Here is a 21431-nt window from a genome sequence, read left to right as displayed (position 1 = left end):
GTTACTTGCGGGCGAGGATCTCGCCGTGGGGCATGGCGTACCAGCCGCGCTCGTCTGCGACCCACTCGGACCAGGCGGCGGAGATCTCCTCGAGGTCGTCCTGCGTCGCTGAGCCGCTCTCGAGCGACTGAGGTGCGAAGCTCGACTTGAGCGCGCGTTCTGCCCAGGCGCTCCCCCACCAGTCGCGGTCGTCGGCGTTGGAGAAGCACCAGATCGACGCGCTGCTCTCGACGTCGGTGAACCCCGCGTCGAAAGCCCAGGACTTCAGAGATCGACCGGCATCCGGTTCGCCACGGTTCGAGCGGGCGACGGCCTGGTAGACGCGCATCCAGGTCTCGAGGCCGGGGATCAACGGATACCACGCGGCGGCTCCGTAGATGACGTCACGCGCAGCGACGATGCCCCCCGGTTTCACGACCCGACGCATCTCCTTGAGCACCGCAACAGGGTCCGCCACGTGCTGGAGCACCTGGTGCGCGTGCACGACGTCGAACGAGTCGTCCGGGAAGTCGAGCGCGTAGGCATCCCCTGCCATGAAGTCGACGTTGAGCACCTCGCTGTCGCGGGCAAGCGTCGACGCCTGGATACAGACCTCCGCTGACGCGTCCAAACCGACGACGGCTCCCGGCTGGACGCGGGTCGCGATGTCGATGGTGATGGTCCCTGGACCGCTGCCGACGTCGAGAACGCTCACCCCCGGGGTGAGGTACGGGGCCAGGTAGGCGGCGGAATTGTCTACGGTGCGCCAGCTGTGGGTGCGAAGTACGCTTGCGTGGTGCCCGTGCGTGTAGCGCTCGGTTGTTGCCATGCATCCAGCCTAGGCGTGCGCCGAGGGAGCGCCGTGCAAGATGTCACCCATAAGGTGGTGGGATGTCTGACGCATCGAATCCGTTCCTCAGCCCGAGTCCACTGCCGTATCAGCTGCCTCCGTTCGCCGACATCCGCGACGAGCATTTCCGGCCCGCATTCGAACTGGGAATGGCCGAACAACGGACCGAAGTGTCTGCAATCGCCGGGTCAGCCGAGGCTCCGACTTTCGAGAACACGATGATTCCGCTGGAGCGCTCCGGCCAGACCCTCGACAGGCTCAGCCACGTGTTCTTCAACAAGAGCTCAGCGGATTCGAATCCGGTCACCACCGCGCTGGAGGAGGAGATCGCGCCGCTGTTGTCTGCCCACCACGACGCCATCCGTCTCGACCCGGACCTGTACGCGCGTATCGCCGATCTGCACGCGCGACTGGACACCCTGGAACTGGATGCCGAGTCCCGCTACCTCGTCGAGCGCTACTACACCGAGTTCACGCTGGCCGGCGCCGGCCTGAGGAAGGACGACAAGGGAGCACTCCGTGCCCTCAACAGCACCCTCTCGACCCTGACCACCCGGTTTGAAAAGAACCTCCTCGCCGATACGAACGACCTTGCCGTCGTCATCGACGATGTCAGCGAACTCGATGGCCTCACGGCAGGTGAGATATCCGCGGCGGCCGAAGCGGCCAGAGAGCGTGGACTCGACGGCCGCTACCTGATCGCTCTCGTGCTCCCGACCGGTCATCCCGCCCTGGCAAGCCTCACCAACCGCGAGGTGCGCGAACGGATCATGCGCGCCTCACGCGCCAGGGGCATCCGTGGCGGAGACTTCGACAACCGGGACCTGGTGCTCGAAATCAGCGCGCTCCGTGCGAGGCGGGCCCGCCTGCTCGGTTTCGATTCGCACGCTGCGTTCGTCACGGCGGACCAGACGGCGAAGAACCCGGCGAACGTCGCCGACATGCTGGGGTCGCTCGCCCCGGCCGCAGCAGCCAACGCCCGCGCCGAGCAAGCCGATCTGCAGGCCGTGGCCGACGCAGCAGACACAGCGTTCACGGTCGCGAGCTGGGACTGGGCCTTTCTCACGGAACAGGTGCGCACCGCCCGCTTCGCCGTCGACACGGCCGCGATGCGGCCCTTTTTCGAAGCAGAACGAGTGCTCAGGGACGGCATCTTCTTTGCCGCCGAACGCCTCTACGGTGTGCGATTCACGGAGCGGACCGACCTGGTCGCCTATCATCCCGACGTCAGGGTCTTCGAGGTCAACGATGAGGACGGGACCGCGGTCGGCCTGTACCTTCTCGACCTGTACACCCGTGACTCGAAGCGCGGCGGCGCGTGGATGAACCCGCTTGTCTCGCAGAACCGCCTCCTCGATCAGCCCACCGTCGTCGTCAACAACCTCAACGTGCCCAAACCTGCCGCCGGTCAGCCGACGCTGTTGAGCTTCGACGAGGTCACCACGTTCTTCCACGAGTTCGGCCACGCGTTGCATGGGCTGTTCGCCCGGGTCACCTATCCGCGGTTCGCTGGCACGAATGTGTTCCGGGACTTCGTGGAATTCCCCAGCCAGGTCAACGAGATGTGGATGCTCTGGCCCGAGGTCCTCGCGAACTATGCGGTGCACCACGAGACGGGCGAACGGATGCCGCAGGACCTCGTCGACAACCTGCTCAGCTCCGCCTCGTTCAATGAAGGCTTCCTCACGAGCGAATACCTGGCTGCTACGATCCTGGACCAGGCCTGGCACCGCATCGGCGCCGAAACGACCGTCGCCGACGTGGCCGCGTTCGAGGCGGATGCCCTCGCGGAGGCCGGGCTCGACAACCCGGCCGTGCCGACCCGATACTCCAGCACCTATTTCGCGCACACCTTCTCCGGGGGCTACGACGCCGGCTACTACTCCTACATCTGGAGTGAGGTGCTCGACGCGGATGCCGTGGAGTGGTTCACAGAGAACGGCGGCCTGACGCGCGAGAACGGCGACCGCTTCCGGTCGCTCCTTCTCGGGGTCGGCGGCAGCAAGGACCCGCTCGAGGCGTACCGGGACTTCCGCGGGCGCGACGCCCGCATCGAGCCGCTGCTCGCCCGCCGCGGACTCGCCGGGTAGGGCGCGAGTTCCCGCGCCTCTGCCGTCTCCCGATTCGCCCCACAAGGTCGTTACGGCGCGGGTTGAACAGCCCTTTGGGGCAATTCGGCTGCAAGCCGGCGAGCACTCCAAACGGCGCCCACACGCGGGCGGCGGCGGCGGCGGACCGACGTTACGCCGACTTCTCCTGGCGACGCGCCTTGTGAGGAACAATCGTCGGCGCAGCGTTCTCGAGCACGGACGCACGGGTGATCACCACGCGGGCGACCTCCTCGGTCGACGGCACCTCGAACATGACCGGGCCGAGGACCTCTTCGAGGATCGCACGGAGGCCGCGTGCACCGGTCTTGCGGAGCACCGCGAGGTCGGCGATCGCCTCGAGCGCACTCTGCTCGAACTCGAGCTCGACACCGTCGATCTCGAACATGCGCTGGTACTGGCGCACGAGGGCGTTCTTCGGGACGGTGAGGATCTCCATCAGCGCGTGCTGGTCGAGTGGCGTGACGGTGGTGACGACGGGAAGGCGCCCGATGAACTCGGGGATGAGTCCGAACTTGTGCAGGTCTTCGGGCAGAACCTCGCTGAACAGGTTCATGTCGTCACCCTTGGAGTGCAGAGGGGCGCCGAAGCCGATCCCCTTCTTGCCCGCGCGGGACGAGATGATCTCTTCGAGGCCGGCGAAGGCACCGGCGACGATGAACAGCACGTTCGTCGTGTCGATCTGTATGAACTCCTGGTGCGGATGCTTGCGCCCGCCCTGAGGGGGAACGGACGCGACCGTGCCCTCGAGGATCTTCAGCAGCGCCTGCTGCACGCCCTCGCCGGAGACGTCGCGGGTGATCGACGGGTTCTCGGCCTTGCGGGCGATCTTGTCGACCTCGTCGATGTAGATGATGCCGGTCTCCGCACGCTTGACGTCGTAGTCAGCGGCCTGGATGAGCTTGAGCAGGATGTTCTCGACGTCTTCTCCGACGTAACCGGCCTCGGTCAGCGCCGTGGCGTCCGCGACCGCGAACGGAACGTTGAGCCGTTTCGCGAGCGTCTGGGCCAGATAGGTCTTGCCGCAACCCGTCGGACCGATGAGCAGGATGTTGCTCTTCGCGATCTCGATGTCGTCTGAGATCGAATCGGCGCTGGTGAGCGACGTGCGTGCGCGGGTCCGCTTGTAGTGGTTGTAGACGGCGACAGAGAGGGCCTTCTTGGCTGCCTCCTGGCCGATGACGTACTCCTCGAGGAAGTTGAAGATCTCTTTGGGCTTCGGCAGCTCGAAATCGGGAGCGGCGGCTTCGCCTGCTTCGGCGAGGCGCTCCTCGATGATCTCGTTGCACAGCTCGACGCACTCGTCGCAGATGTACACGCCAGGCCCCGCAATGAGCTGCTGAACCTGCTTCTGGCTCTTTCCGCAGAAGGAGCACTTGAGCAGGTCGGCGCTCTCACCGATTCGAGCCATCAGTCCACACTCCTCTTGCTGGCCGTTTGCCTGACTTGAGCCTAACCCGAACCGGTGTCATCGCGTCGCAAGCGGGTCACCGGGTGTCGGAAACCCCCCGTGGGTTTCGCTCTGGGCATACTCCGCACGGGACACAAAAACGGAGCCGGGGTCTCCCCCGGCTCCGTGTCGCTCAGCTTCGATCAGGAGGACGCAATGGCTCCTGCTGCCGTCTTGTTGAGGGTCGGCAGGTGCTTGCGGCTGGTGAGGACCTGGTCGATCAGTCCGTACTCCAGTGCCTGCTCCGCCGACAGGATCTTGTCGCGGTCGATGTCCTTGTTGACCTGCTCGACGCTCCGGTTGGAGTGAGCGGACAGGGTCTCCTCGAGCCACACGCGCATGCGCAGGATCTCGGCAGCCTGGATCTCGATGTCGGATGCCTGGCCCTGGCCGGCCTCGCCGACGGCGGGCTGGTGGATCAGGATACGGGCGTTCGGCAGCGCGAGGCGCTTGCCAGGGGTTCCCGCAGCCGTGAGGACGGCAGCGGCTGAAGCCGCCTGGCCGAGCACGACGGTCTGGATGTGCGGGCGGATGTACTGCATCGTGTCGTAGATCGCCGTCATCGCGGTGAACGAGCCACCCGGTGAGTTGATGTACATGACGATGTCGCGGTCGGGGTCCATGCTCTCGAGCACGAGGAGCTGCGCCATCACGTCGTCGGCAGATGCGTCGTCGACCTGGACACCCAGGAAGATGATGCGGTCCTCGAACAGCTTGGCGTAGGGGTCCTGGCGCTTGTAGCCGTAGGCGGTGCGCTCTTCGAAGCTCGGCAGGATGTAGCGCGAGTTCGGCATGGCAGCCGCGGTGGCTGCGAAGTTGCCTGCGGCGCGGAAGGTCGGGGTTTCCATATGTTCTGTCCTCTTGATCTCTCGACGCTTAGTCTGCGTCGGTTCCGCCGCCGCCGGCGACGTCAGTGGCCGACTCGCGGATGTGGTCGACGAAACCGTACTCGAGGGCTTCCTGCGCGCTGAACCAGCGGTCACGGTCGCCATCGGCGTTGATCTGCTCGACGGTCTTGCCCGTCTGCGCAGCGGTGATCTCTGCCAGGCGGCGCTTCATGTCGAGGATGAGCTGCGCCTGGGTCTGGATGTCGCTGGACGTTCCGCCGAAGCCGCCGTGCGGCTGGTGCAGCAGGACGCGGGCGTTGGGGGTGATGTATCGCTTGCCCTTCGTGCCTGCGGTCAGCAGGAGCTGACCCATGGATGCCGCCATGCCGATACCGACGGTGACGATGTCGTTCGGGACGAACTGCATGGTGTCGTAGATCGCCATGCCGGCCGTGATCGAGCCACCGGGTGAGTTGATGTACAGGTAGATGTCCCGCTTGGAATCTTCAGCCGCGAGCAGCAACAGCTTCGCAGCAATCTCGTTCGCATTCTCATCGCGGACCTCTGCGCCGAGCCAGATGATGCGATCCTTCAGCAGTCGGTCAAAAACACTGTTGGGCAGTGTCAGTTCGGCCATGTCGCGCTCCATTTCAGTTGTTGCGTGTAATCGAATCTATCGGAGCCAACGCACCGGAACTGCTCTGTTCGCCGTGGGCAGATAACGTGCCGCCGTGTCCGTTAACGACGGATGCCCCGGAGTCGTCCCCGGGGCATCCGTGCGTGTGAAAAAGGTTACTTCTCGGTCGAGCTCTCGTCGGCGTTGTCAGCGGCGGCCTCGTCGGTCGCTGCCTCGTCTGCGTCGTCTTCCTCGGTCGGCACGAAGCCGGTCAGGTCGACGGCCTTGCCTGCGGTGTCCACGACGGTGGTCTTGGCGAGGACGACGGCGAGTGCCTTGTTACGGGCGACCTCTCCGACCATCGCCGGGATCTGACCGTTCTCGTCGAGCACCTTGATGAACTCGCCCGGCTCCATGTTGTACTGCGCAGCGCCCTGGATCAGGTACTGGGTGAGCTCGTCCTGGCTGACCTGGACGTTCTCGGCCTCTGCGATGGTGTCGAGGAGCAACTGCTGCTTGAACGTGGCCTCGCTGGAGGTGGTGACCTCCGCGCGGTGCTCGTCGTCTTCGAGGCGACCTTCGCCCTCGAGGTGACGGTGGACCTCGTCTTCGACAAGCTTCTCCGGAACGGGGATCTCGACGAGCTCGACGAGCTTCTCGAGCAGCTTGGTGCGAGCGGCGGTGCCCTGGCCGAAGGCCTTCTGGCGCGCGACCTGCTCCTTGAGGCTCTCGGTCAGCTCGGCGATAGTGTCGAACTCGCTGGCGATCTGAGCGAAGTCGTCGTCTGCGGCGGGCATTTCGCGTTCCTTGACGGCGCTGACGGTGACGGTGATCTCGGCGTTCTCGCCCTCGTGGTCTCCACCGAGCAGCGGAGCGCTGAACGTAGTGACCTCACCGGCGGTGAGCGACTCGAGCGCCTCGTCGATGCCCTCGATCAGGTCGCCTGAGCCGACCTCGTATGAGATGCCTGACGCGTTGTCGACCTCTTCGCCGTTGATCGTGGCGATCAGGTCGATCTGCACGAAGTCACCGGTGGTTGCTGGGCGGTCGACGGTGATGAGCGTGCCGAAGCGTGTGCGGAGCTTGTCGAGCTCCTCGGTGACGTCGGCGTCGGTGATCTCGGCCTCGTCGACCTCGATGGTGATGTCGTCGTAGGCCGGGAGCGTGATCTCGGGGCGAACGTCGACCTCGATGGCGAGCTGAAGGTCTCCGGAGAAGTCCTTGTCGCTGGGCCACTCGACGATGTCAGCCTCTGGCCGTCCGAGGGTGCGGATGCTGTGCTCTTCGACAGCGGCGCGGTAGAAACCGTCCAGGCTCTCGTTGACGGCGTGCTCGAGGACGGCGCCCTTGCCCATCCTCTGGTCGATGATCGCCGGCGGAACCTTGCCCTTGCGGAAACCGGGGATGTTGACCTGTTCGGCGATGTGGCCGTATGCGTGGGTGATGCTCGGCTTCAGGTCCTCAGGCGTCACCGAGATGGCGAGCTTGACTCGGGTGGGGCTGAGCTTTTCGACCGTGGATTTCACGTTGGTGTGTTCTCCTGTGTAGTGGATTTTTCCTCGAGCTGAGGAGTACGGACTTGTCGGGGCGACAGGATTCGAACCTGCGACCTCCCGGTCCCAAACCGGGCGCTCTACCAAGCTGAGCTACGCCCCGGTAGCACCTACCGGTGGTGGACTCACACACCGAAGCAAAACGATGCATCAAGGTGGAAGGCCTCCGACAGTCTAATGCACGGCCGCTCCGAAAATTCCGCCTCGGGCATCAGCGGCACGAGGCGACCCGAAACGTGTACTACGATATTCGGGTGCCGGTCTTCCGGCGTCGGGATGTCGCCCGACCAACAACTGAATACGAAACTCCGGCGGAGACCCGTCGGATTCGGGGCTGTAGCTTAGTGGTAAAGCCTCTGTCTTCCAAACAGATGATGCGAGTTCGATTCTCGTCAGCCCCTCCAATATGAAAATCCTCCGCGCCTATTCGCTGTGGACGACAGCAGGTGTGGTCCTGTTCGTCGTCGGAGGCTTCGCGATGGGTACCGGCCGCTTCGGCGTCGGCGTTTTCCTGCTCGCCGCCTCAGCCGTCTGCCTCGGCACGGCGATGGCATCCCACCGGCGGTGGGTCAAGAAGTACGGCTCCGACTAGCCGCGTTCCTCATTCGGCCGGTTCGCCATGGTGCTGAGCGTTTGCCACATACCGCGCCGCGTTCTGACGGATGCCATCGACCTCGTCATCGGTGAGCGACCGGCGCACCTTCGCCGGGACCCCTGCGACGAGTGACCGCGGCGGCACCACCGTCCCTTCGAGCACGACCGCTCCCCCCGCGATGAGGCACTCATCGCCGATGACGGCGCCGGAAAGCACGACAGAGCCCATCCCGATCAGCACGGTGTCGCCGATGGTGCATCCGTGGACGACGGCGTTGTGGCCCACCGAGACGTCTCGTCCGATTCGGACCGGCCAGGCGGCATCCACGTGCACAGCGACGCCGTCCTGGATGTTGCTGCCTTCTCCGAGCTCGATCGCGGCGTAATCGCCGCGGAGCACGGCGTTGTACCAGACACTCGACGACGGTTGGAGGGTGACGTTGCCGATCACCCGGGCCCCAGGGGCGACGAACGCACCGTCGGTGTGTGGCCCGGGAACGCCGGAGAGTCTGATGATCGATGAAGAGTCCTGGACTGTCATGGCGACACCCTATCCGGCGCAAAATTCCTCCACAGCCCGAGCCCGGCTTCCCCAACCCCGAAAGGGGCGGTTGCGGTGCGCGCGGCTCCGACAGAATGGGGCAATGCCCGAATTCCAGGACCCGCGTCGCCTCAGCAGGTGGCCGGCGGACGCGTCGCTCCTCACCGACACGACGGTCTGCCCGGCGTGCTTCCACCCGCTCGGCAGGACGGTGTGCGCCAACTGCGGCCTCGACCTCGGAGTCTCCGCCGCAGGCGACCTTCTCGCCGCCGGAACGGCCGTCGCCACCGCCGAGGCCGCCAGACAGCGGCTCATCAGCAGGATGCGCGTCGAGCAGGAACAGCGTCTCCTCGCGGAGCGCATGGCCGCGGGTGCGCGATCGGTGAGCCATGCCGGTCCCGACCACGGGGCACCCGTAGCGGGGTTCACTCCTTCGGGCCCCGGTCACGCACCGATCCTGCCGCCGGCGGCACCCGCTGGCGACCCGTTCGTCACGGCGGCGTTCGCCCCAGTGCCTGGAACGCCCGGTCCGTCCGTGCCCCAGCCGGCTCCCGCAGCAGCGCAGTTCGCGCCTTCCCAGCCGATTCCCCCGATGTTCGCGGCCCCACCGGCTGGGATGACACCGATGGGCGCGCCACAGGCCGGGCCTGCGCGACCGCGACGGAGCGGCATCCAGATCCTCATGCTCACCGTTGGCGTGATCCTCGTCTCGATCATGGCCCTCTTCTTCGTGCTGCTCGCCTACCTCATCGCCAGTCTCGAAGTGCGGTCGATCCTCACCGGGCTGGCGAGCGTCGCGGTGTTCGGCGTGGCCGTCCTGCTCTCCCGCCGACGTCTGCAGGGAACGGCTGAAGGGATCGCTGCGCTCGCTGTGGTGCTCTTCCTCCTCGACCTCTGGATCGTCAGGGCGAACGGCCTGTTCGGATCCGACCGGCTCGACGGTTGGCTCTACGCCGGGCTCTCGATCGGCCTGCTCACCGGGCTCCTCGCGCTGGCGGCGCGGGCGCTGCCTCTGCGGACCCTGTCCTTGTCCGCGGCCCTGCTCGGGCCCGTTGCCGGGTTCGCCCTCGTTCAGGGCGTCCTCGCCGACGTCGATCCCTGGACCAGGACCTGGGCCGCATTCACCGCCGTCGGTGTCGGCGCCCTGGTCTGGACCAGGGTGCGGCGCCGCGTGGAACAGGGAATCCTGCGCGCGTCAGGCATGCTCGCGGCCGCCTGGGCGACGTTCTGCGCGTTCGGAGCATTCCCCGACCTCGACGCCGGCGGCACGATCGCGTTCACCGTCGTCGCTTCGGTCTGGTTCCTGACCCTGGCTGTGGCGCCTGTCGGCCAGGCCGTTGCCGGTGAGGATGCGGTCCGGCCGGCGCGATTGGACGGCTGGGGAGCGCTTGCCGCGATTGGCCTCGGCCTCGCAGCTGCGGCGGCAGGGCTGTCCCTCCTTCTCCGCGGCGGTGTCGATGACGCCGTGTTCTGGCTGCCGGCGACGGTGACGGCATCGGCTGCAGTCGTCGTGGCACTGCTCGCCCGCATCCCCGGACTCACGCGGCTCGTCCCTGCGCTGCGTCTGGCCGCCCTCCTGCCCCTCAGCCTTGCCGCGCTCGCGACCGGTCCATCCATCGTGTACTCCGCCGCCATCACCGCCTGGGGCGCGACAACCCGCCCGTTCAGCCTGTCCGCGTTCGGGACTCCGCCGAACCCGCTGGTCCCGCTCGACGTGGGAGCGCCACTCGGCCTGCTCCTCGTCTCGGGACTCGCTCTCGCTGCACTCTCCGCACTCGGCTTTGCCCGGCAGATGGTCTGGCTCCCCGCGATCGTCGGCGGATTCGGGCTCGTCGCCGTCAGCGCCGTGATCGGCCAGCCGGTCGCATCCGCAGTGTGCCTCGGTATTCTGGCGGCCCTCCTGCTCGTCGCATTTGCAGTGCTGCCGCCCGGTTCTCTGCGTGTCGCCGTCTGCACCGTGTTCTCCGTCGCCCTCTTCGCGTTCGGCACGATCGGGCTGACCAGCACGGCCACCTTCCCGGTGACCGCGGTCGCGTCGGTGATCCTCCTGGCGGCGGCGAGGCAGGTGTGCGTGCGTGCGGTCGCTCCCGCTGCGGCAGCGGTCCTCGCGCCCGTTGCCACCGGTTCTGCTGTGATCGCGCTCATCGTCAGCGCCCGACTCGTCCCGACCTGGTTCGAGGTCGTCACGGGCACCACGGTGACCGCCGCGATTCCTCCGCTGTGGATGACGGTCTCCGCGCTTCTCCTGGCCGTCGGAGTCGTCGTTGCCGCCGAACGCCTCACCCGGGCCGAAGCCGCCGTCATCACCGCAGTCTCGGCGGTCTCCGTCGGCATCGGGCTCGCCGAGCTCAGCATCTGGAGCGACCCGATACCCCACCTGGTGGCGCTGGTGGCTACCGTCGCCGCCGGGCTGGTCTGGCAGCTTGGCGGGCGGGTTTCCGACTGGGCCGAGCGATACGTGGCCGCTGCGGCCGCACCCGCGGCCGCTGTCTGGGCCGTCGGCGTTGCATGGACCGAGTTCGGTCCTGACCTCCCCTCCGGCCTCGACCCGGCCACGACGACGGGCGTCGTGCTCGCTGTGGCGACCGTCGCTCTCGCAGCGATCGCGCCCCCTCTCTTCCGTCGACGGGACGGCAGTGCCGGCTCTCATCCGGCACGGATAGCGTGGGATGTCTCCCTCGGTTTCGCTGCGGCGGTCGTGATCGCGTCGGTCTTCTTCCGCCCTGAGCTCGGCTGGCTCACTCTCGTCTTCCTGGCTGTCACACCCGTGCTCGTTGCGAGCGGAGACGGCGACATCGTCGCCGGGAACTCGCCGAGACGACACGTCGCGTGGCTCGGACTTCCCCTCGCGGTCTCCGGCCTGTGGCTGGGTCTCGCGCGTGCCGACGCCACCATCGTCGAGTACTACACCCTGCCGGTCGCCGGACTCCTCCTGGCGCTTCTCGCACTCACCCTGCTGCGGCGCCCAACCACCGGTCCCGGGAACGGACGCACCCTCCTGCTCGCGTCTGCGCTTCTCGTCGGTCTCGGCCCGAGCGCGATCGCGGCATCCGACGCGGCACCGATTCGAGGATTTCTCGTCCTGGTCGTCTCCGCGATCCTCGTCGTCGCCGGGTCGCTCGTGGCTCCGGTGTATCGCGGGCTCCAGGGCGGACCCGTCTTCTGGCTGGCCGGCGCGTGCGCGGCCGCCATCGTCGGGATCGGTCGCACCTCGCTGAACCCCACCGCGTCCTCGCTGCCGTTCGAGTGGTGGTCAGCAGGCGCAGCCCTGGTTCTCGCCACCGGCGGCGTCCTCTGGCACACCAGGGCGCGCACGCCTTCCTCCTTCGCCACCGCCGCGATGATCGCATCGGTGGTCGTCGTCTCGCTGCCAACCACGATCGTCCTCCTCACGGCGGGCACGGATGCCTGGCGCGCGGTCACCGTTCTCCTCGTGACCTGCGGGTACATCGTTGCGGCATCCCTTCGCGACGAATTCGGCCCGGCCCTGCGCTGGGTGTCGATCGCGTCCGGCGCCGTCCTCGGCGGGACGATCCTCGTGACCGGCTCCGCCGACCCGTTCGAACTCGCCACCGTCCCGCTCGCCATGGCGCTCCTTCTCGGCGGAAGTGTCCGACTCAGCCGGGACGAACGTCGAGGCTCGTGGCCGGGACTCGGACCAGGGCTTGCGCTGCTCCTGCTCCCGCCGCTCGCCGCCGACTTCGGTCCGAACGAGCTGTGGCGGGTCGTCGCGCTCGGCGTCGTGGCCCTCGTCGTGCTCGGTGCCGGGCTGGCGCTCAAGCTGCAGGCTCCGACGTTGATCGGCGCCGCAGTCGTTGTCCTCCACGGGCTCGCACAACTCTGGCCCTGGATCTCGGATTTGTACGGCAGCGTGCCGTGGTGGCTGTGGGCGGGCATCGGAGGCGTGATACTCATCATCCTCGCCGCGACATACGAAAGCCGGATCCGCGACCTCAAGGCCGTGGCCCGCGGAGTGTCCTCGCTGCGCTGACGCCGGTCTCGGGCCCGCGAAGAAACTGGCGCTCAGGACCTCAGGTAGCGCAGCACGGCGAGCACCCGGCGATGGTCGGACGCCGACGCCTCGAGCCCGAGCTTCGCGAAGATCGCGGTCACGTTCTTCTCCACGGCGCCGACCCCGACGACGAGCCGCCTGGCGATGCCCTGGTTGGTGACCCCCTCTGCCATGAGCTGGAGCACCTCGCTCTCACGCGGGGTGAGGGATGCCAGCGGGTCCCGGCGCTGCGCGAGCAACTGGTGGACCACCTGCGGGTCGAGCACCGTTCCGCCCGAAGCGATCCGAGTGACGGCCTCGCGCAGTTCCTCGAGCGACGCGACGCGATCTTTCAACAGGTAGCCGACACCACCGGATGACGCACCGAGCAACTCGTCCGCGTACGCGCCTTCGACGTACTGACTGAGCAGGAGGATGCCGATCCCCGGGTGCGTGCGCCGGATCTCCAGGGCGGTGCGTACGCCTTCGTCCCGGTAGCCGGGAGGCATCCGGACATCGAGGACGACGACATCCGGTGCGGTCCCGGCGAGTCCGGCGAGCAGGCTGTCCCCGTCGCCGTATGAGCCGACCGTGGAGAATCCTGCTTCGTCGAACAGCCGGACGAGGCCCTCACGGAGCAGCACAGAGTCGTCGGCCACCGCCACCCGTATCGGGCCTCGTTGCGCATCCAGTTGAGTCACGCCCCCAGCCTAGGGCCGGGGCGCCTGACCGGACCGGGGTGAGCCGGTCAGGCCAGCGGCACGGATGCGGTCGCCCGCGTCCCCGCACCGACGGGGCTGTCGAGCGTCAGTGAGCCGCGCAGCCCCTGCAGGCGATCGCGAAGCCCCTGCAGGCCGTGTCCGTCGACGATTCGGGCGCCTCCGACACCGTCGTCCGAGACGATGAAGGTCAGCATCCGGCCGTTCTCGGTTGCGACGACGGACAGGTCGACCGTCACGGATCGCGCCCTGGAGTGCTTCGAGGCGTTGGTGACGAGTTCGGCGGCGATGAAGTAGCCGTTCCTTTCGATCTCTGCTGGAAACCGCAGGCCGGGTTCGAGCGAGCTGGTGACGGTCACAGGGATGGTGCTCACCGTGGCGAGCGACTCGATGGCGCTCACCAGCCCCCGGTCGCCGAGGATCGGCGGAGCGAAGCCGCGGGACAGCGCGCGGAGCTCTTCGAGCGACGCCTGGGCCTGCTGCCGGGCCTCACCGATCAGTGTCCTGGCGGCATCCGGGTCGGTGTCGAGCCGGCGTTCGGCCGCTGCGAGGTCCATCTGCAGGCGCACGAGACGCTGCTGTGGGCCATCGTGGATGTCGCGTTCGAGCCGCCGGACGGACTGGTCCTCGGCCTGCACCGCGGCGCCGCGCGATGCATCCAGGGCCGCGACCTCACGGCGGAGGTCGTCGCTGCTCCACCGCGACAGCAGCCCGCGTGCGATCGTGTGGTGAAGCGTGGTCAGGCCGCGGGTGATGAACGGCAGGGTGGCGAGGAAGATCACGCCGAGGACGAACTGGGCGATGGAGTCGGCGACGGCGGGATCGATGCCGAGGGGGCGGCCGTTCGAGGCAAGCGCGAATGCCCACTCGCTGAGGTAGAACTCACGGTCCCCTCGCGGAAGGAAGATCGACCAGAACCAGTAGCTGACGCCGCCGAGACCGACCGAGACCCAGACGATGGTGATGGTCCAGGTCGCGACGCTCACGATCGGGTTGATCACCAGGCCGTGCAGTAGGTAGGTCCAGTAGTGGCCGTCGGCCACGGGGCCAAGCGCGGTCCGCCAGAATCCGGCGTCAGCTCCGGCTCGCGGCCACTCCGGCGTGGGGACAGTTGGGCGCCCTGCCGCGCGGAGCCTGACGAGTTCGAGGGTGCCGAACGCCCGTGCCACGTAGAGCGTGGCGACGACGACGAACACGCCGACGACGATCGCGAGCAGACCGAGCCCTGTGGAGAAGAGGCTGGACATGATTACCAGCCCGAGGATGGCGATCGGCATGGTGAGGAGCAGGAATCCGAGCTCACGGGGAACGCCTCGCCACAGCCCGCCGTATCCCCGGCGCGCCTCTGGCGCTTGTGCGGGTGGCTCGGGTTCCATGGTGCCCAGCGTGCCAGAGATCGGAGCCGGGCGGGTGTCCAGCTCGAGGTTCTCAGTGCTCATGATCGGTTCCTTCTGTCTGTCGTGGCCCGTAGCCGCCTGGCTGCGTGTCGGTGTGGTCTTCGGTGGAGTCGTGTTCGCCCGGTTCGACGGTGTCGCCGGGTTCCACGACCAGGAACTGGCCCATCATTCCGGCGTCTTCGTGCCAGAGCAGGTGGCAGTGGTACATGTAGGGAGAATCGCGGTCACCGTCGGTGCCGAAGCGCATCACGAGCCGGTACTCCACCTGCGGGGCGAGGTAGACCGTGTCCTTCCAGCCGGCCAGCTCCGGGGGCGGGTCGTCCCCTCCGACGGATGCCACCTGGAACTGCACGTCGTGGACGTGGAAGTTATGGGGCATCACCATGCCGTTGCGCACGACCCAGGTCTCCGTGCTACCGGCGGTGACGACCTCGTCGATACGGTCCATGTCCATCGTTTCCCCGTTGATGGTGAACCCGTCGAGGGTGAAACTCCGCGTGGCGACGGCATCCGACTCGCGCAGCGGTTCGATCGAGGCGAGGCTGTCGGGGACGAGCGCTGCCGGGACGAGATCGGGACCGGCGCGCAGCTCGAGGACATCGAACCGGTCTGCGCCCCCGTTGTGTCCGGCGAGATCGTCCGGCATCCCGAGGTCCTGCTCGGTGGATCGGAGCACGGGGCGCTCCCCCGCGCTGAGCGACACGATGATCTCGGCGCGTTCTCCAGGAGAGAGCCGGATCGCGTCCGTGGTGTGCGGCGTGCTGAGCAGACCGCCGTCTGACGCCACCATGGCGAACGTCCGTTCGTCGTCGAAACCAAAGTTGTAGGTCCTGGCGGTGGACGCGTTCAGGAGGCGCAACCTGACGGCCGCGGTGCTCACGTCGAGGTACGGGGCGAAGGTGCCGTTGACGAGGAGTTCGGTTCCGAGGGCGCCGACGAAGCCGCGGTTGTCGTCCGAAAGGACGGCAGATTCGTCGAGGTCGACGTCCTGCACGAGAACGGGGATGTCATCGAGCCCGTAGGTCCGCGGAAGATCCAGGGCGGCTTCTTCGGCATCCGTCACCAGGAACAGCCCGGCCAGTCCCCTCGCGACCTGGTCTTCGGTGTCGTCGTGAGGGTGGGGGTGGTACCAGAGGGTCGCCGCAGGCTGGTCGAGAGTCCACTCCGGCGCTGCGTGTCCTCCTGGCGCGATGGGCTGGTGGGGGCCGCCGTCCATCGCGGCAGGAAGATGCATTCCGTGCCAGTGCAGGGTGGTGGGGTCCTCCAGTCGGTTGGTGATCTCTGTGCGCACCTTCTCACCGCGGGCCGCGACAAGGGTCGGACCGAGGTGGGCGCCGTTGTATCCGCGCGTCGCCGTCTGCTGACCCGACCGGAACTCCGAATACCCGTCCTGCGCCTCGAGTTCGAAGACCCGCGTGCCGTCGGCATCCACCCGCGATGGCGCAAGCGGAGGGATGGCCAGTGGCCGACTGAAATCGACGTTGCCGACGGTGTCGACCTTCTGGGCCGAGAGCAGTCCAGGGATCATCGGTCCGGCGAGGGCGATGGCCGCACAGCCGGCGATGAGCAAGACGGGCACGAGCGTGAGCGCGATGGCGAGTCGGCGCCGCCGACGCCGGGGCTGCGCTGGTCGGGGTGCTGGAGCGGGAGTCGAGATCATGCCTCAAGCCTTCCGGCGAACGGTTCCCGGGAACATCAGGCATCCCACCGACTCCGATCGGGGGAAACCCCCGGAAACACGAAGTAAGACGAGCCTTGTCTTGGTTGCGGAATGCCGGAGCCTGAGTAGCGTTGTTCTCAAGAGCGCACCACAATCCACGCGCAAGCGAAGGGGAACACCCATGACAGACATCACCACCGTTTCATCGACCTCCGTCAGCCCCGACGTCGCCGCGGGAGTCGCCCAGTTCCTGAGCCCGGTCGTCATCGACCTCACCGCCCTTGTCGTGAACGGCAAGCAGGCCCACTGGCACGTCCGCGGAGCGAACTTCGTCGGCGTCCACGAACTCCTCGACACGATCGTCGCCCACGCACAGGACTGGGCTGACAGCGCCGCTGAGCGCATCGTCGCCCTCGGCCTTCCCGTCGATGGCCGGCTGTCCACAGTGGCGGCGAAGACCACGACAGGCGAGCTGACCGCCGGATTCCAGCAGTCGAACACGACGATCGCTGAGTACGTGGCCCAGATCGACGCAGCTCTCGTCTCGGTGAAGACCGCCGTCGACGAGCTGGACGGAATCGACCTGACCAGCCAGGACGTCGCCATCGAGATCGCCCGCGGTCTCGAGAAGGACCGCTGGTTCCTCGTCGCCCACGTCTCGAAGTAGACAACGCACAGACGTCAGAGGGAGGGTCGCCACACCGGCGGCCCTCCCTCTCTCGTTGACGGATGCCGTCAGAGCGCGGTGTACGTGTCCCGTCCGTTGAGGATCGTGGCAGCCACCGGCATTCTCCGGAGTTCGTCGGGGCTCGCAGCGTACGGGTCGCGGTCGACGATCACGAGGTCCGCGACCTGGCCCGCACGGACGACGGCCGAACCGATCCTGGTGGATGCCGCGAGGGCTTCGGCGACCGTGATCGACTGCTCAGGATGCCACGGAGCACGTCCATCCCGTGACCTCCCGACGGCAGACGCGATCGCCAACCACGGGTCGAGCGGAGCCACGGGCGCATCCGAACCGAGAGCGAGCGTCCCGCCTGCGTCGAGGATACTTCTCAGGGGAAACGCCCGGCCCGTCCGGCCAGCCCAGTAGCGGTCGGCCACCTCCCTGTCGTCCATGGCGTGTTCCGGCTGAACACTCGCGGTCACGCCCAGTTCGGCGAAACGGGCGAGGTCGCGCGAAGACAGAAGCTGCGCGTGTTCGACGCTCCCGCGGGAACCGGTGGAGGCGAAGGAGTCGAGGACATGACTGTTCGCCTGGTCTCCGATGGCATGGATCGCCGACTCGAGCCCGACGCTCTTTGCGCGGGACATCAGGCCCTTCAGGTCCTCCGGTTGGACGGTGAGCACGCCGTGGGAGTGCTGCGCACCCTCCAGCCCCGGATACTCGTCGACGCAGTAGGCGGTGCGGGTGTTCAGCGACCCGTCGGTGATCACCTTGAGCGACCCGACCTCGAGGAGCCCGTGCGTGTGCGGCAGGATCTGTCCGGTCTGGAGCCGCTCGGCGATCGCGCGGTCGAGGTGGTGCGGGTAGATGCCGAAGCGCGTGCGCAGGGCGATGTTCCCTGTGGCGATCCGCCGTGTCCAGGCCTCGAGGTTCCACGCCATCTCGAAATCGATGACGCCGACGACGCCCCTGGCGGCCGCGGCGTTCGCCGCCTCGCCCGCCCAGCCGTCGATGACGGCATCCGTCGCGGTGTCGAGAGAGCGGTGCACGGCGAACGCGTCTTCCTCCCGCAGCAGCCCGGTCGCGTGGCCGGCGTGACCGTACCGGAGCAACGCTGCACTGTTCAGCCAGGCGCAGTGCAGGTCGGCGGCGATGAGGATGACCTCCCGCCCGTGGGAGACGGCGTCGAGGGAGGCGAGGTCGACGGTGTCCGGCCAGAGGGCGTCACGGAACCCGAAACCGACGGCGGGTTCGTCGACGCCCGTTGGGGTGTTCGCATCGACGACGGCGAGAACGTCCGCCGCCGTCGCCGTTCCGGAGAGGTCGAACCGGCGAGAGGTCTGCGCCCACTGAGTGAAGTGGACGTGGGAGTCCCAGAGCCCCGGCAGGATCCAGCGCCCATCCGCCGCAGTCACGTCACCTTCGGGCCGTCCACTGCCCGCCGGTCTCACATCGGCCACCCTGCCGTCTTCGAGCACGACGTCGACAGGGCCGTCCGCTCCCCCGGCGATCCGGACACGGGCGAGCGTGCGTCGGATGCCTGACCCCGGCCGCGACGCCCGCAACCGGAATTCGCTCATCGTCGTGCCCGGCGCATCTCAGCGGCCAGGGCGGGGTTGGTGTACTCCGGACCGTTCTCCAGCTGGTCGATGATCCTGTCGACCGTTTCGGCCGGGCGGTTCTGGCTGAGCTTGCGCTTCGCGACGACCTTCGTCGGCGTCAGGCGGAATCCGACTGTTCCGCTGCTGATGCGGGCGGCGTACTCGGCGTTGGCCGGTGTGCCCTCCATCAACCGCGGTTCAGGCATCCGGCCTTCGAAGTGCTCGACGAGCTGACCGAGGACCCGGAAGTTCTCCTCGTCGCTGAGGATCTCGGGGGTCCCGCTCAGGTGCGCGACGACGAAGTTCCAGGTGGGAACCGCCGGCTTGTCGTCGTACCAGCCTGGCGAGATGTAGCCGTGCGGTCCCTGGACGACGACGAGGAGTTCGTGGGAGCCGAGCTCGTGGATCGCTTCGTCCGGCCGACCCACATGGCCGAGGATCGTGAGGTCGTCACGGTCAGGGTCGAGCACCACCGCGTAGTGCGACGCGACCAGGCCGTCTGCCGTGTCGCTGACGAGCGTCACCCACGGGTTCCGTTCGATGAGCCTGCGCAGCTCGGGGATGTCGCCGAGCACGAAGCTGGGGTTCTGTCTCATGGGGTCCTCTCGATGTGACCATTCAGCGAATCGTTCAGCGCTGGCAGTTCGGGCACCAGTACAGCTTGCGTGCGCCCATCTCCTCCAGCGCGATGTGGGTGCCGCAGACCCGGCACGGCAGGCCCTCCCGTTTGTACACCCAATGGCGATCATCCCTTGATGCCATCGCCTTGCGGTAGTCCTCGCCGCTGAGGTCGTCCATCGTCATCATCTGACCGGTCTCGACCCCGATCCGCAGCAGTCGCGCCCAGTCCCGCCAGATCGCGCGAACGGTCTCCTCAGGCACAAGCCTGCCTGGAGTGTGCGGGTCGACCCGTGCGCGGAACAGCAGTTCGGCACGGTAGACGTTGCCGATCCCGGAGACGACGGTCTGGTCCATCAACAGCAGGCCGATCGGTGTCGGCTTCCTGCGCACGACGACCGTGAAGCGCTCCTCGGCTTCAGTGCTGTCGTCGAGCAGGGGGTCTGGGCCGAGCTTCGCGATCACTTCTCCCACACGCGCGTCGTCGATCACCTCGCAGGCCGTCGGGCCGCGGAGGTCGGCGACGGCGTGGTCGGTGAGCAGTCGCACCCGGACGGCGCCCACCGGTTCAGGCGGGAAGGTGTCCCATTCGTCCCCGGCGAGGCCCTTCGTCTGCTCCGACATCCGTACCCGGGTCTTCCGCGGTGCGCCGATCGAATGCAGCGAGTTCTCGCCGGCGTCGTCGAGGATGGCCGTCGCGAGGTCGGTCCCCTTCTGGTTCGTCTGGCCCATCCGCCCGTTCGCCGAGGCGATCGTGGCATCCTGGGTGATCTCACCGGCGAAGTCCCACGCACCGTACATCCCGAGGTGCACCCGAAGCCAGACGCTGTCGTCGAAGTCGATGAACATCTGCTTGCCGACCGCTTTCACGTCGGTGACTGTGCGCCCGTCCAGGATCGACGCCCCCTCCGCGAACCGGCCCTGTGGCGACGAGACCGCGACCCGGTGACCCTGGAAGTTCTGGCGGAACTGCCGTGCGATGCGGTGAACGGAATGGCCCTCTGGCACGCTAGCCCCGTTCTGGGAGAGCGTCGACGCCCTTGCCTGCGATCGTGCCCGTCGTCTCGAACTCGGCGAGCTGGGCGATCCGTCGCACGTGGCGTTCCTCTGCGGTGAACGGTTCGGCGATGAACGCGTCGATGAAGGAGATCACGTCCTCCACAGGATGCTGCCGGGCACCGATCGAGATGACGTTGGCGTCGTTGTGGTCCCTCGCGAGCGTCGCAGTGCTGAGGTTCCAGACGAGCGCGGCGCGGACGCCACGAACCTTGTTGGCCGCGATCTGCTCGCCGTTCCCTGACCCACCGAAGACGACGCCGAGTGCTTCGACGCCGGACTCCTGGTCACGGACGACCCCGAGAGCCGCGTTGATGCAGAATGCCGGGTAGTCATCCAGCGCGTCGTACTCGGCGGGACCGTGGTCGATGACCTCGTGTCCGTTGTCGCGGAGGTGCTGCTGCAGGTGCTTGCTGAAGTCGAGGCCGGCGTGGTCGGTGGCGATGTGGATGCGCATGGTTACATTCTGCCGTTTCCGGCGCCGTCACCGCTCACCGGCGGCTCAGCTGAAGATCGGGCCGACGGTGCGGCTCCGTTTGATCTCGAAGAAGCCCGGGTATGCGGCGACAGCGACGACCCCATCCCACAGTCTCGCGGCCTCTTCCCCCTGCGGCGACGGCGAGATCACCGGGCCGAAGAAGGCGACGTCGTTGACGGCGATGACCGGGGTTCCGACGTCCTGGCCGACGCGGCCGATCCCGTCGAAGTGGCTCGCACGCATCTGCGGGTCGAACTCGTCCGTCAGGGAGTGCTCGGCGAACTCAGGAGGCAGACCCACTTCGGCGAGCGCCTGGGCGATCACGGTGTCAGGATCTGTCGACTCCCCCGGGTGGATCTGCATCCCGAGCGCGTCGTACAACGGCTTCACGATGGCCTGCCCGAAGTGCTCCTGGGCGGCAGCGACGAGACGGGTGTAACGAAGGGCACGAGGGAAGAACGCCCGGTACTCCTCAGACACGTCCTGATCCTCATTGAGCACCGCGAGGCTCATGATGTGCCAGGTGACGTCGAGGTTGCGGAGACCAGCGACCTCGTCGACCCAGCGGGAGGTCATCCACGCCCACGGGCAGGACGGGTCGAACCAGAAGTCGACGGCGGTCGGGGCGGTCGGGGCGGAAGCGGCGGTATCGGTGGTCATACCTCCAGCCAACCACGGAAACGCCCCCGGGCATTCCCTGGGGCTCCGGCGGCGCCGGAACACGAA

The 21431-nt window shown here is 67.4% G+C and carries 18 protein-coding genes and 2 tRNA genes; 5 read left to right on the top strand and 15 right to left on the bottom strand.

What is annotated here, in order from left to right; all coding sequences use genetic code 11:
* Window position 1: 1 nt before the first annotated feature.
* On the bottom strand, window positions 2–808 hold the full coding sequence (locus tag AC1M2K_RS12975) for a class I SAM-dependent methyltransferase (RefSeq protein ID WP_480241298.1): 807 nt from the start codon (window positions 806–808) through the stop codon (window positions 2–4).
* Window positions 809–870: 62 nt separating this feature from the next.
* On the opposite strand from AC1M2K_RS12975, the gene AC1M2K_RS12970 reads away from it, so the two are divergent.
* Entirely contained in the window at window positions 871–2919 is a 2049-nt protein-coding gene (locus AC1M2K_RS12970) for a M3 family metallopeptidase (protein WP_480241297.1), read from the top strand.
* Window positions 2920–3070: 151 nt separating this feature from the next.
* Here AC1M2K_RS12970 and clpX read toward each other — a convergent pair whose 3' ends face one another.
* The 5 genes from clpX to AC1M2K_RS12945 form a co-directional block, all read right to left on the bottom strand.
* Window positions 3071–4348, bottom strand: coding sequence for an ATP-dependent Clp protease ATP-binding subunit ClpX (gene clpX / locus AC1M2K_RS12965; protein WP_480236723.1), 1278 nt, complete (start codon window positions 4346–4348; stop codon window positions 3071–3073).
* Between the two features lie 182 nt (window positions 4349–4530).
* Window positions 4531–5235, bottom strand: a complete 705-nt coding sequence (locus tag AC1M2K_RS12960) for an ATP-dependent Clp protease proteolytic subunit (RefSeq protein ID WP_480236724.1) — start codon at window positions 5233–5235, stop codon at window positions 4531–4533.
* Between the two features lie 28 nt (window positions 5236–5263).
* The gene (locus tag AC1M2K_RS12955) at window positions 5264–5851 is read right to left on the bottom strand and encodes an ATP-dependent Clp protease proteolytic subunit (protein ID WP_480236725.1); all 588 of its coding nucleotides are present in this window, start codon (window positions 5849–5851) and stop codon (window positions 5264–5266) included.
* A gap of 155 nt (window positions 5852–6006) precedes the next feature.
* On the bottom strand, window positions 6007–7356 hold the full coding sequence (gene tig / locus AC1M2K_RS12950) for a trigger factor (protein WP_480241296.1): 1350 nt from the start codon (window positions 7354–7356) through the stop codon (window positions 6007–6009).
* Between the two features lie 56 nt (window positions 7357–7412).
* A tRNA-Pro gene (locus AC1M2K_RS12945) sits at window positions 7413–7486 on the bottom strand.
* Between the two features lie 227 nt (window positions 7487–7713).
* Between AC1M2K_RS12945 and AC1M2K_RS12940 the strand changes: the two genes are divergently transcribed.
* Window positions 7714–7787, top strand: a tRNA-Gly gene (locus tag AC1M2K_RS12940).
* A 2-nt stretch (window positions 7788–7789) separates the two neighbouring features.
* Complete coding sequence (locus AC1M2K_RS12935) at window positions 7790–7975, top strand: hypothetical protein (protein ID WP_480236727.1); 186 nt, start codon at window positions 7790–7792, stop codon at window positions 7973–7975.
* A gap of 9 nt (window positions 7976–7984) precedes the next feature.
* On the opposite strand, the gene AC1M2K_RS12930 is transcribed toward AC1M2K_RS12935, so the two are convergent.
* Complete coding sequence (locus AC1M2K_RS12930; RefSeq protein WP_480241295.1) at window positions 7985–8518, bottom strand: gamma carbonic anhydrase family protein; 534 nt, start codon at window positions 8516–8518, stop codon at window positions 7985–7987.
* A 103-nt stretch (window positions 8519–8621) separates the two neighbouring features.
* Between AC1M2K_RS12930 and AC1M2K_RS12925 the strand changes: the two genes are divergently transcribed.
* Window positions 8622–12509: an SCO7613 C-terminal domain-containing membrane protein gene (locus tag AC1M2K_RS12925; RefSeq protein WP_480241294.1), complete on the top strand. Its 3888-nt coding sequence runs from the start codon at window positions 8622–8624 to the stop codon at window positions 12507–12509.
* Between the two features lie 32 nt (window positions 12510–12541).
* Here the strand turns inward: AC1M2K_RS12925 and AC1M2K_RS12920 are convergent, their stop codons facing one another.
* Genes AC1M2K_RS12920 through AC1M2K_RS12910 form a run of 3 tightly spaced genes read right to left on the bottom strand, consistent with a single transcriptional unit; the run spans window position 12542 to window position 16285 of the window.
* Window positions 12542–13210 (bottom strand): response regulator transcription factor, encoded by a 669-nt coding sequence (locus AC1M2K_RS12920; RefSeq protein ID WP_480236730.1) that lies wholly within the window; start codon window positions 13208–13210, stop codon window positions 12542–12544.
* A 47-nt stretch (window positions 13211–13257) separates the two neighbouring features.
* Complete coding sequence (locus AC1M2K_RS12915; protein ID WP_480241293.1) at window positions 13258–14667, bottom strand: sensor histidine kinase; 1410 nt, start codon at window positions 14665–14667, stop codon at window positions 13258–13260.
* Window positions 14657–16285 carry a multicopper oxidase family protein gene (locus tag AC1M2K_RS12910; protein WP_480241292.1) on the bottom strand — a complete coding sequence of 543 codons (1629 nt, stop codon included), beginning with the start codon at window positions 16283–16285 and terminating at the stop codon, window positions 14657–14659. The genes AC1M2K_RS12915 and AC1M2K_RS12910 overlap by 11 nt, the downstream gene beginning before the upstream one ends.
* A 181-nt stretch (window positions 16286–16466) precedes the next feature.
* On the opposite strand from AC1M2K_RS12910, the gene AC1M2K_RS12905 reads away from it, so the two are divergent.
* Complete coding sequence (locus AC1M2K_RS12905; protein ID WP_480236733.1) at window positions 16467–16952, top strand: Dps family protein; 486 nt, start codon at window positions 16467–16469, stop codon at window positions 16950–16952.
* 68 nt (window positions 16953–17020) lie between these two features.
* On the opposite strand, the gene AC1M2K_RS12900 is transcribed toward AC1M2K_RS12905, so the two are convergent.
* The 5 genes from AC1M2K_RS12900 to AC1M2K_RS12880 are packed head-to-tail and all read right to left on the bottom strand — an operon-like array spanning window position 17021 to window position 21365.
* Window positions 17021–18532 carry an amidohydrolase gene (locus tag AC1M2K_RS12900; protein WP_480241291.1) on the bottom strand — a complete coding sequence of 504 codons (1512 nt, stop codon included), beginning with the start codon at window positions 18530–18532 and terminating at the stop codon, window positions 17021–17023.
* Window positions 18529–19149 carry an FMN-binding negative transcriptional regulator gene (locus AC1M2K_RS12895; protein ID WP_480236735.1) on the bottom strand — a complete coding sequence of 207 codons (621 nt, stop codon included), beginning with the start codon at window positions 19147–19149 and terminating at the stop codon, window positions 18529–18531. The genes AC1M2K_RS12900 and AC1M2K_RS12895 overlap by 4 nt, the downstream gene beginning before the upstream one ends.
* A 34-nt stretch (window positions 19150–19183) precedes the next feature.
* On the bottom strand, window positions 19184–20179 hold the full coding sequence (locus AC1M2K_RS12890) for an Fpg/Nei family DNA glycosylase (protein WP_480241290.1): 996 nt from the start codon (window positions 20177–20179) through the stop codon (window positions 19184–19186).
* Window position 20180: 1 nt separating this feature from the next.
* Window positions 20181–20684, bottom strand: a complete 504-nt coding sequence (locus tag AC1M2K_RS12885; RefSeq protein WP_480236737.1) for a ribose-5-phosphate isomerase — start codon at window positions 20682–20684, stop codon at window positions 20181–20183.
* Between the two features lie 45 nt (window positions 20685–20729).
* A complete protein-coding gene (locus AC1M2K_RS12880; RefSeq protein ID WP_480241289.1) occupies window positions 20730–21365 on the bottom strand; it encodes a mycothiol-dependent nitroreductase Rv2466c family protein in 636 nt (211 codons plus the stop codon).
* Window positions 21366–21431: the final 66 nt, after the last annotated feature.

It is taken from the genome of Mycetocola sp. Y171 (assembly GCF_056713165.1).
This window is presented reverse-complemented; position numbering and strand designations above follow the sequence as displayed.

What these genes read in the sequence shown, in the direction of transcription:
- AC1M2K_RS12975 (WP_480241298.1), bottom strand. Translation starts at nt 808, where the DNA reads ATGGCAACAACCGAGCGCTACACGCACGGGCACCACGCAAGCGTACTT.
- AC1M2K_RS12970 (WP_480241297.1), top strand. Translation starts at nt 871, where the DNA reads ATGTCTGACGCATCGAATCCGTTCCTCAGCCCGAGTCCACTGCCGTAT.
- clpX (WP_480236723.1), bottom strand. Translation starts at nt 4,348, where the DNA reads ATGGCTCGAATCGGTGAGAGCGCCGACCTGCTCAAGTGCTCCTTCTGC.
- AC1M2K_RS12960 (WP_480236724.1), bottom strand. Translation starts at nt 5,235, where the DNA reads ATGGAAACCCCGACCTTCCGCGCCGCAGGCAACTTCGCAGCCACCGCG.
- AC1M2K_RS12955 (WP_480236725.1), bottom strand. Translation starts at nt 5,851, where the DNA reads ATGGCCGAACTGACACTGCCCAACAGTGTTTTTGACCGACTGCTGAAG.
- AC1M2K_RS12935 (WP_480236727.1), top strand. Translation starts at nt 7,790, where the DNA reads ATGAAAATCCTCCGCGCCTATTCGCTGTGGACGACAGCAGGTGTGGTC.
- AC1M2K_RS12930 (WP_480241295.1), bottom strand. Translation starts at nt 8,518, where the DNA reads ATGACAGTCCAGGACTCTTCATCGATCATCAGACTCTCCGGCGTTCCC.
- AC1M2K_RS12925 (WP_480241294.1), top strand. Translation starts at nt 8,622, where the DNA reads ATGCCCGAATTCCAGGACCCGCGTCGCCTCAGCAGGTGGCCGGCGGAC.
- AC1M2K_RS12915 (WP_480241293.1), bottom strand. Translation starts at nt 14,667, where the DNA reads ATGAGCACTGAGAACCTCGAGCTGGACACCCGCCCGGCTCCGATCTCT.
- AC1M2K_RS12910 (WP_480241292.1), bottom strand. Translation starts at nt 16,285, where the DNA reads ATGATCTCGACTCCCGCTCCAGCACCCCGACCAGCGCAGCCCCGGCGT.
- AC1M2K_RS12905 (WP_480236733.1), top strand. Translation starts at nt 16,467, where the DNA reads ATGACAGACATCACCACCGTTTCATCGACCTCCGTCAGCCCCGACGTC.
- AC1M2K_RS12900 (WP_480241291.1), bottom strand. Translation starts at nt 18,532, where the DNA reads ATGAGCGAATTCCGGTTGCGGGCGTCGCGGCCGGGGTCAGGCATCCGA.
- AC1M2K_RS12895 (WP_480236735.1), bottom strand. Translation starts at nt 19,149, where the DNA reads ATGAGACAGAACCCCAGCTTCGTGCTCGGCGACATCCCCGAGCTGCGC.
- AC1M2K_RS12885 (WP_480236737.1), bottom strand. Translation starts at nt 20,684, where the DNA reads ATGCGCATCCACATCGCCACCGACCACGCCGGCCTCGACTTCAGCAAG.
- AC1M2K_RS12880 (WP_480241289.1), bottom strand. Translation starts at nt 21,365, where the DNA reads ATGACCACCGATACCGCCGCTTCCGCCCCGACCGCCCCGACCGCCGTC.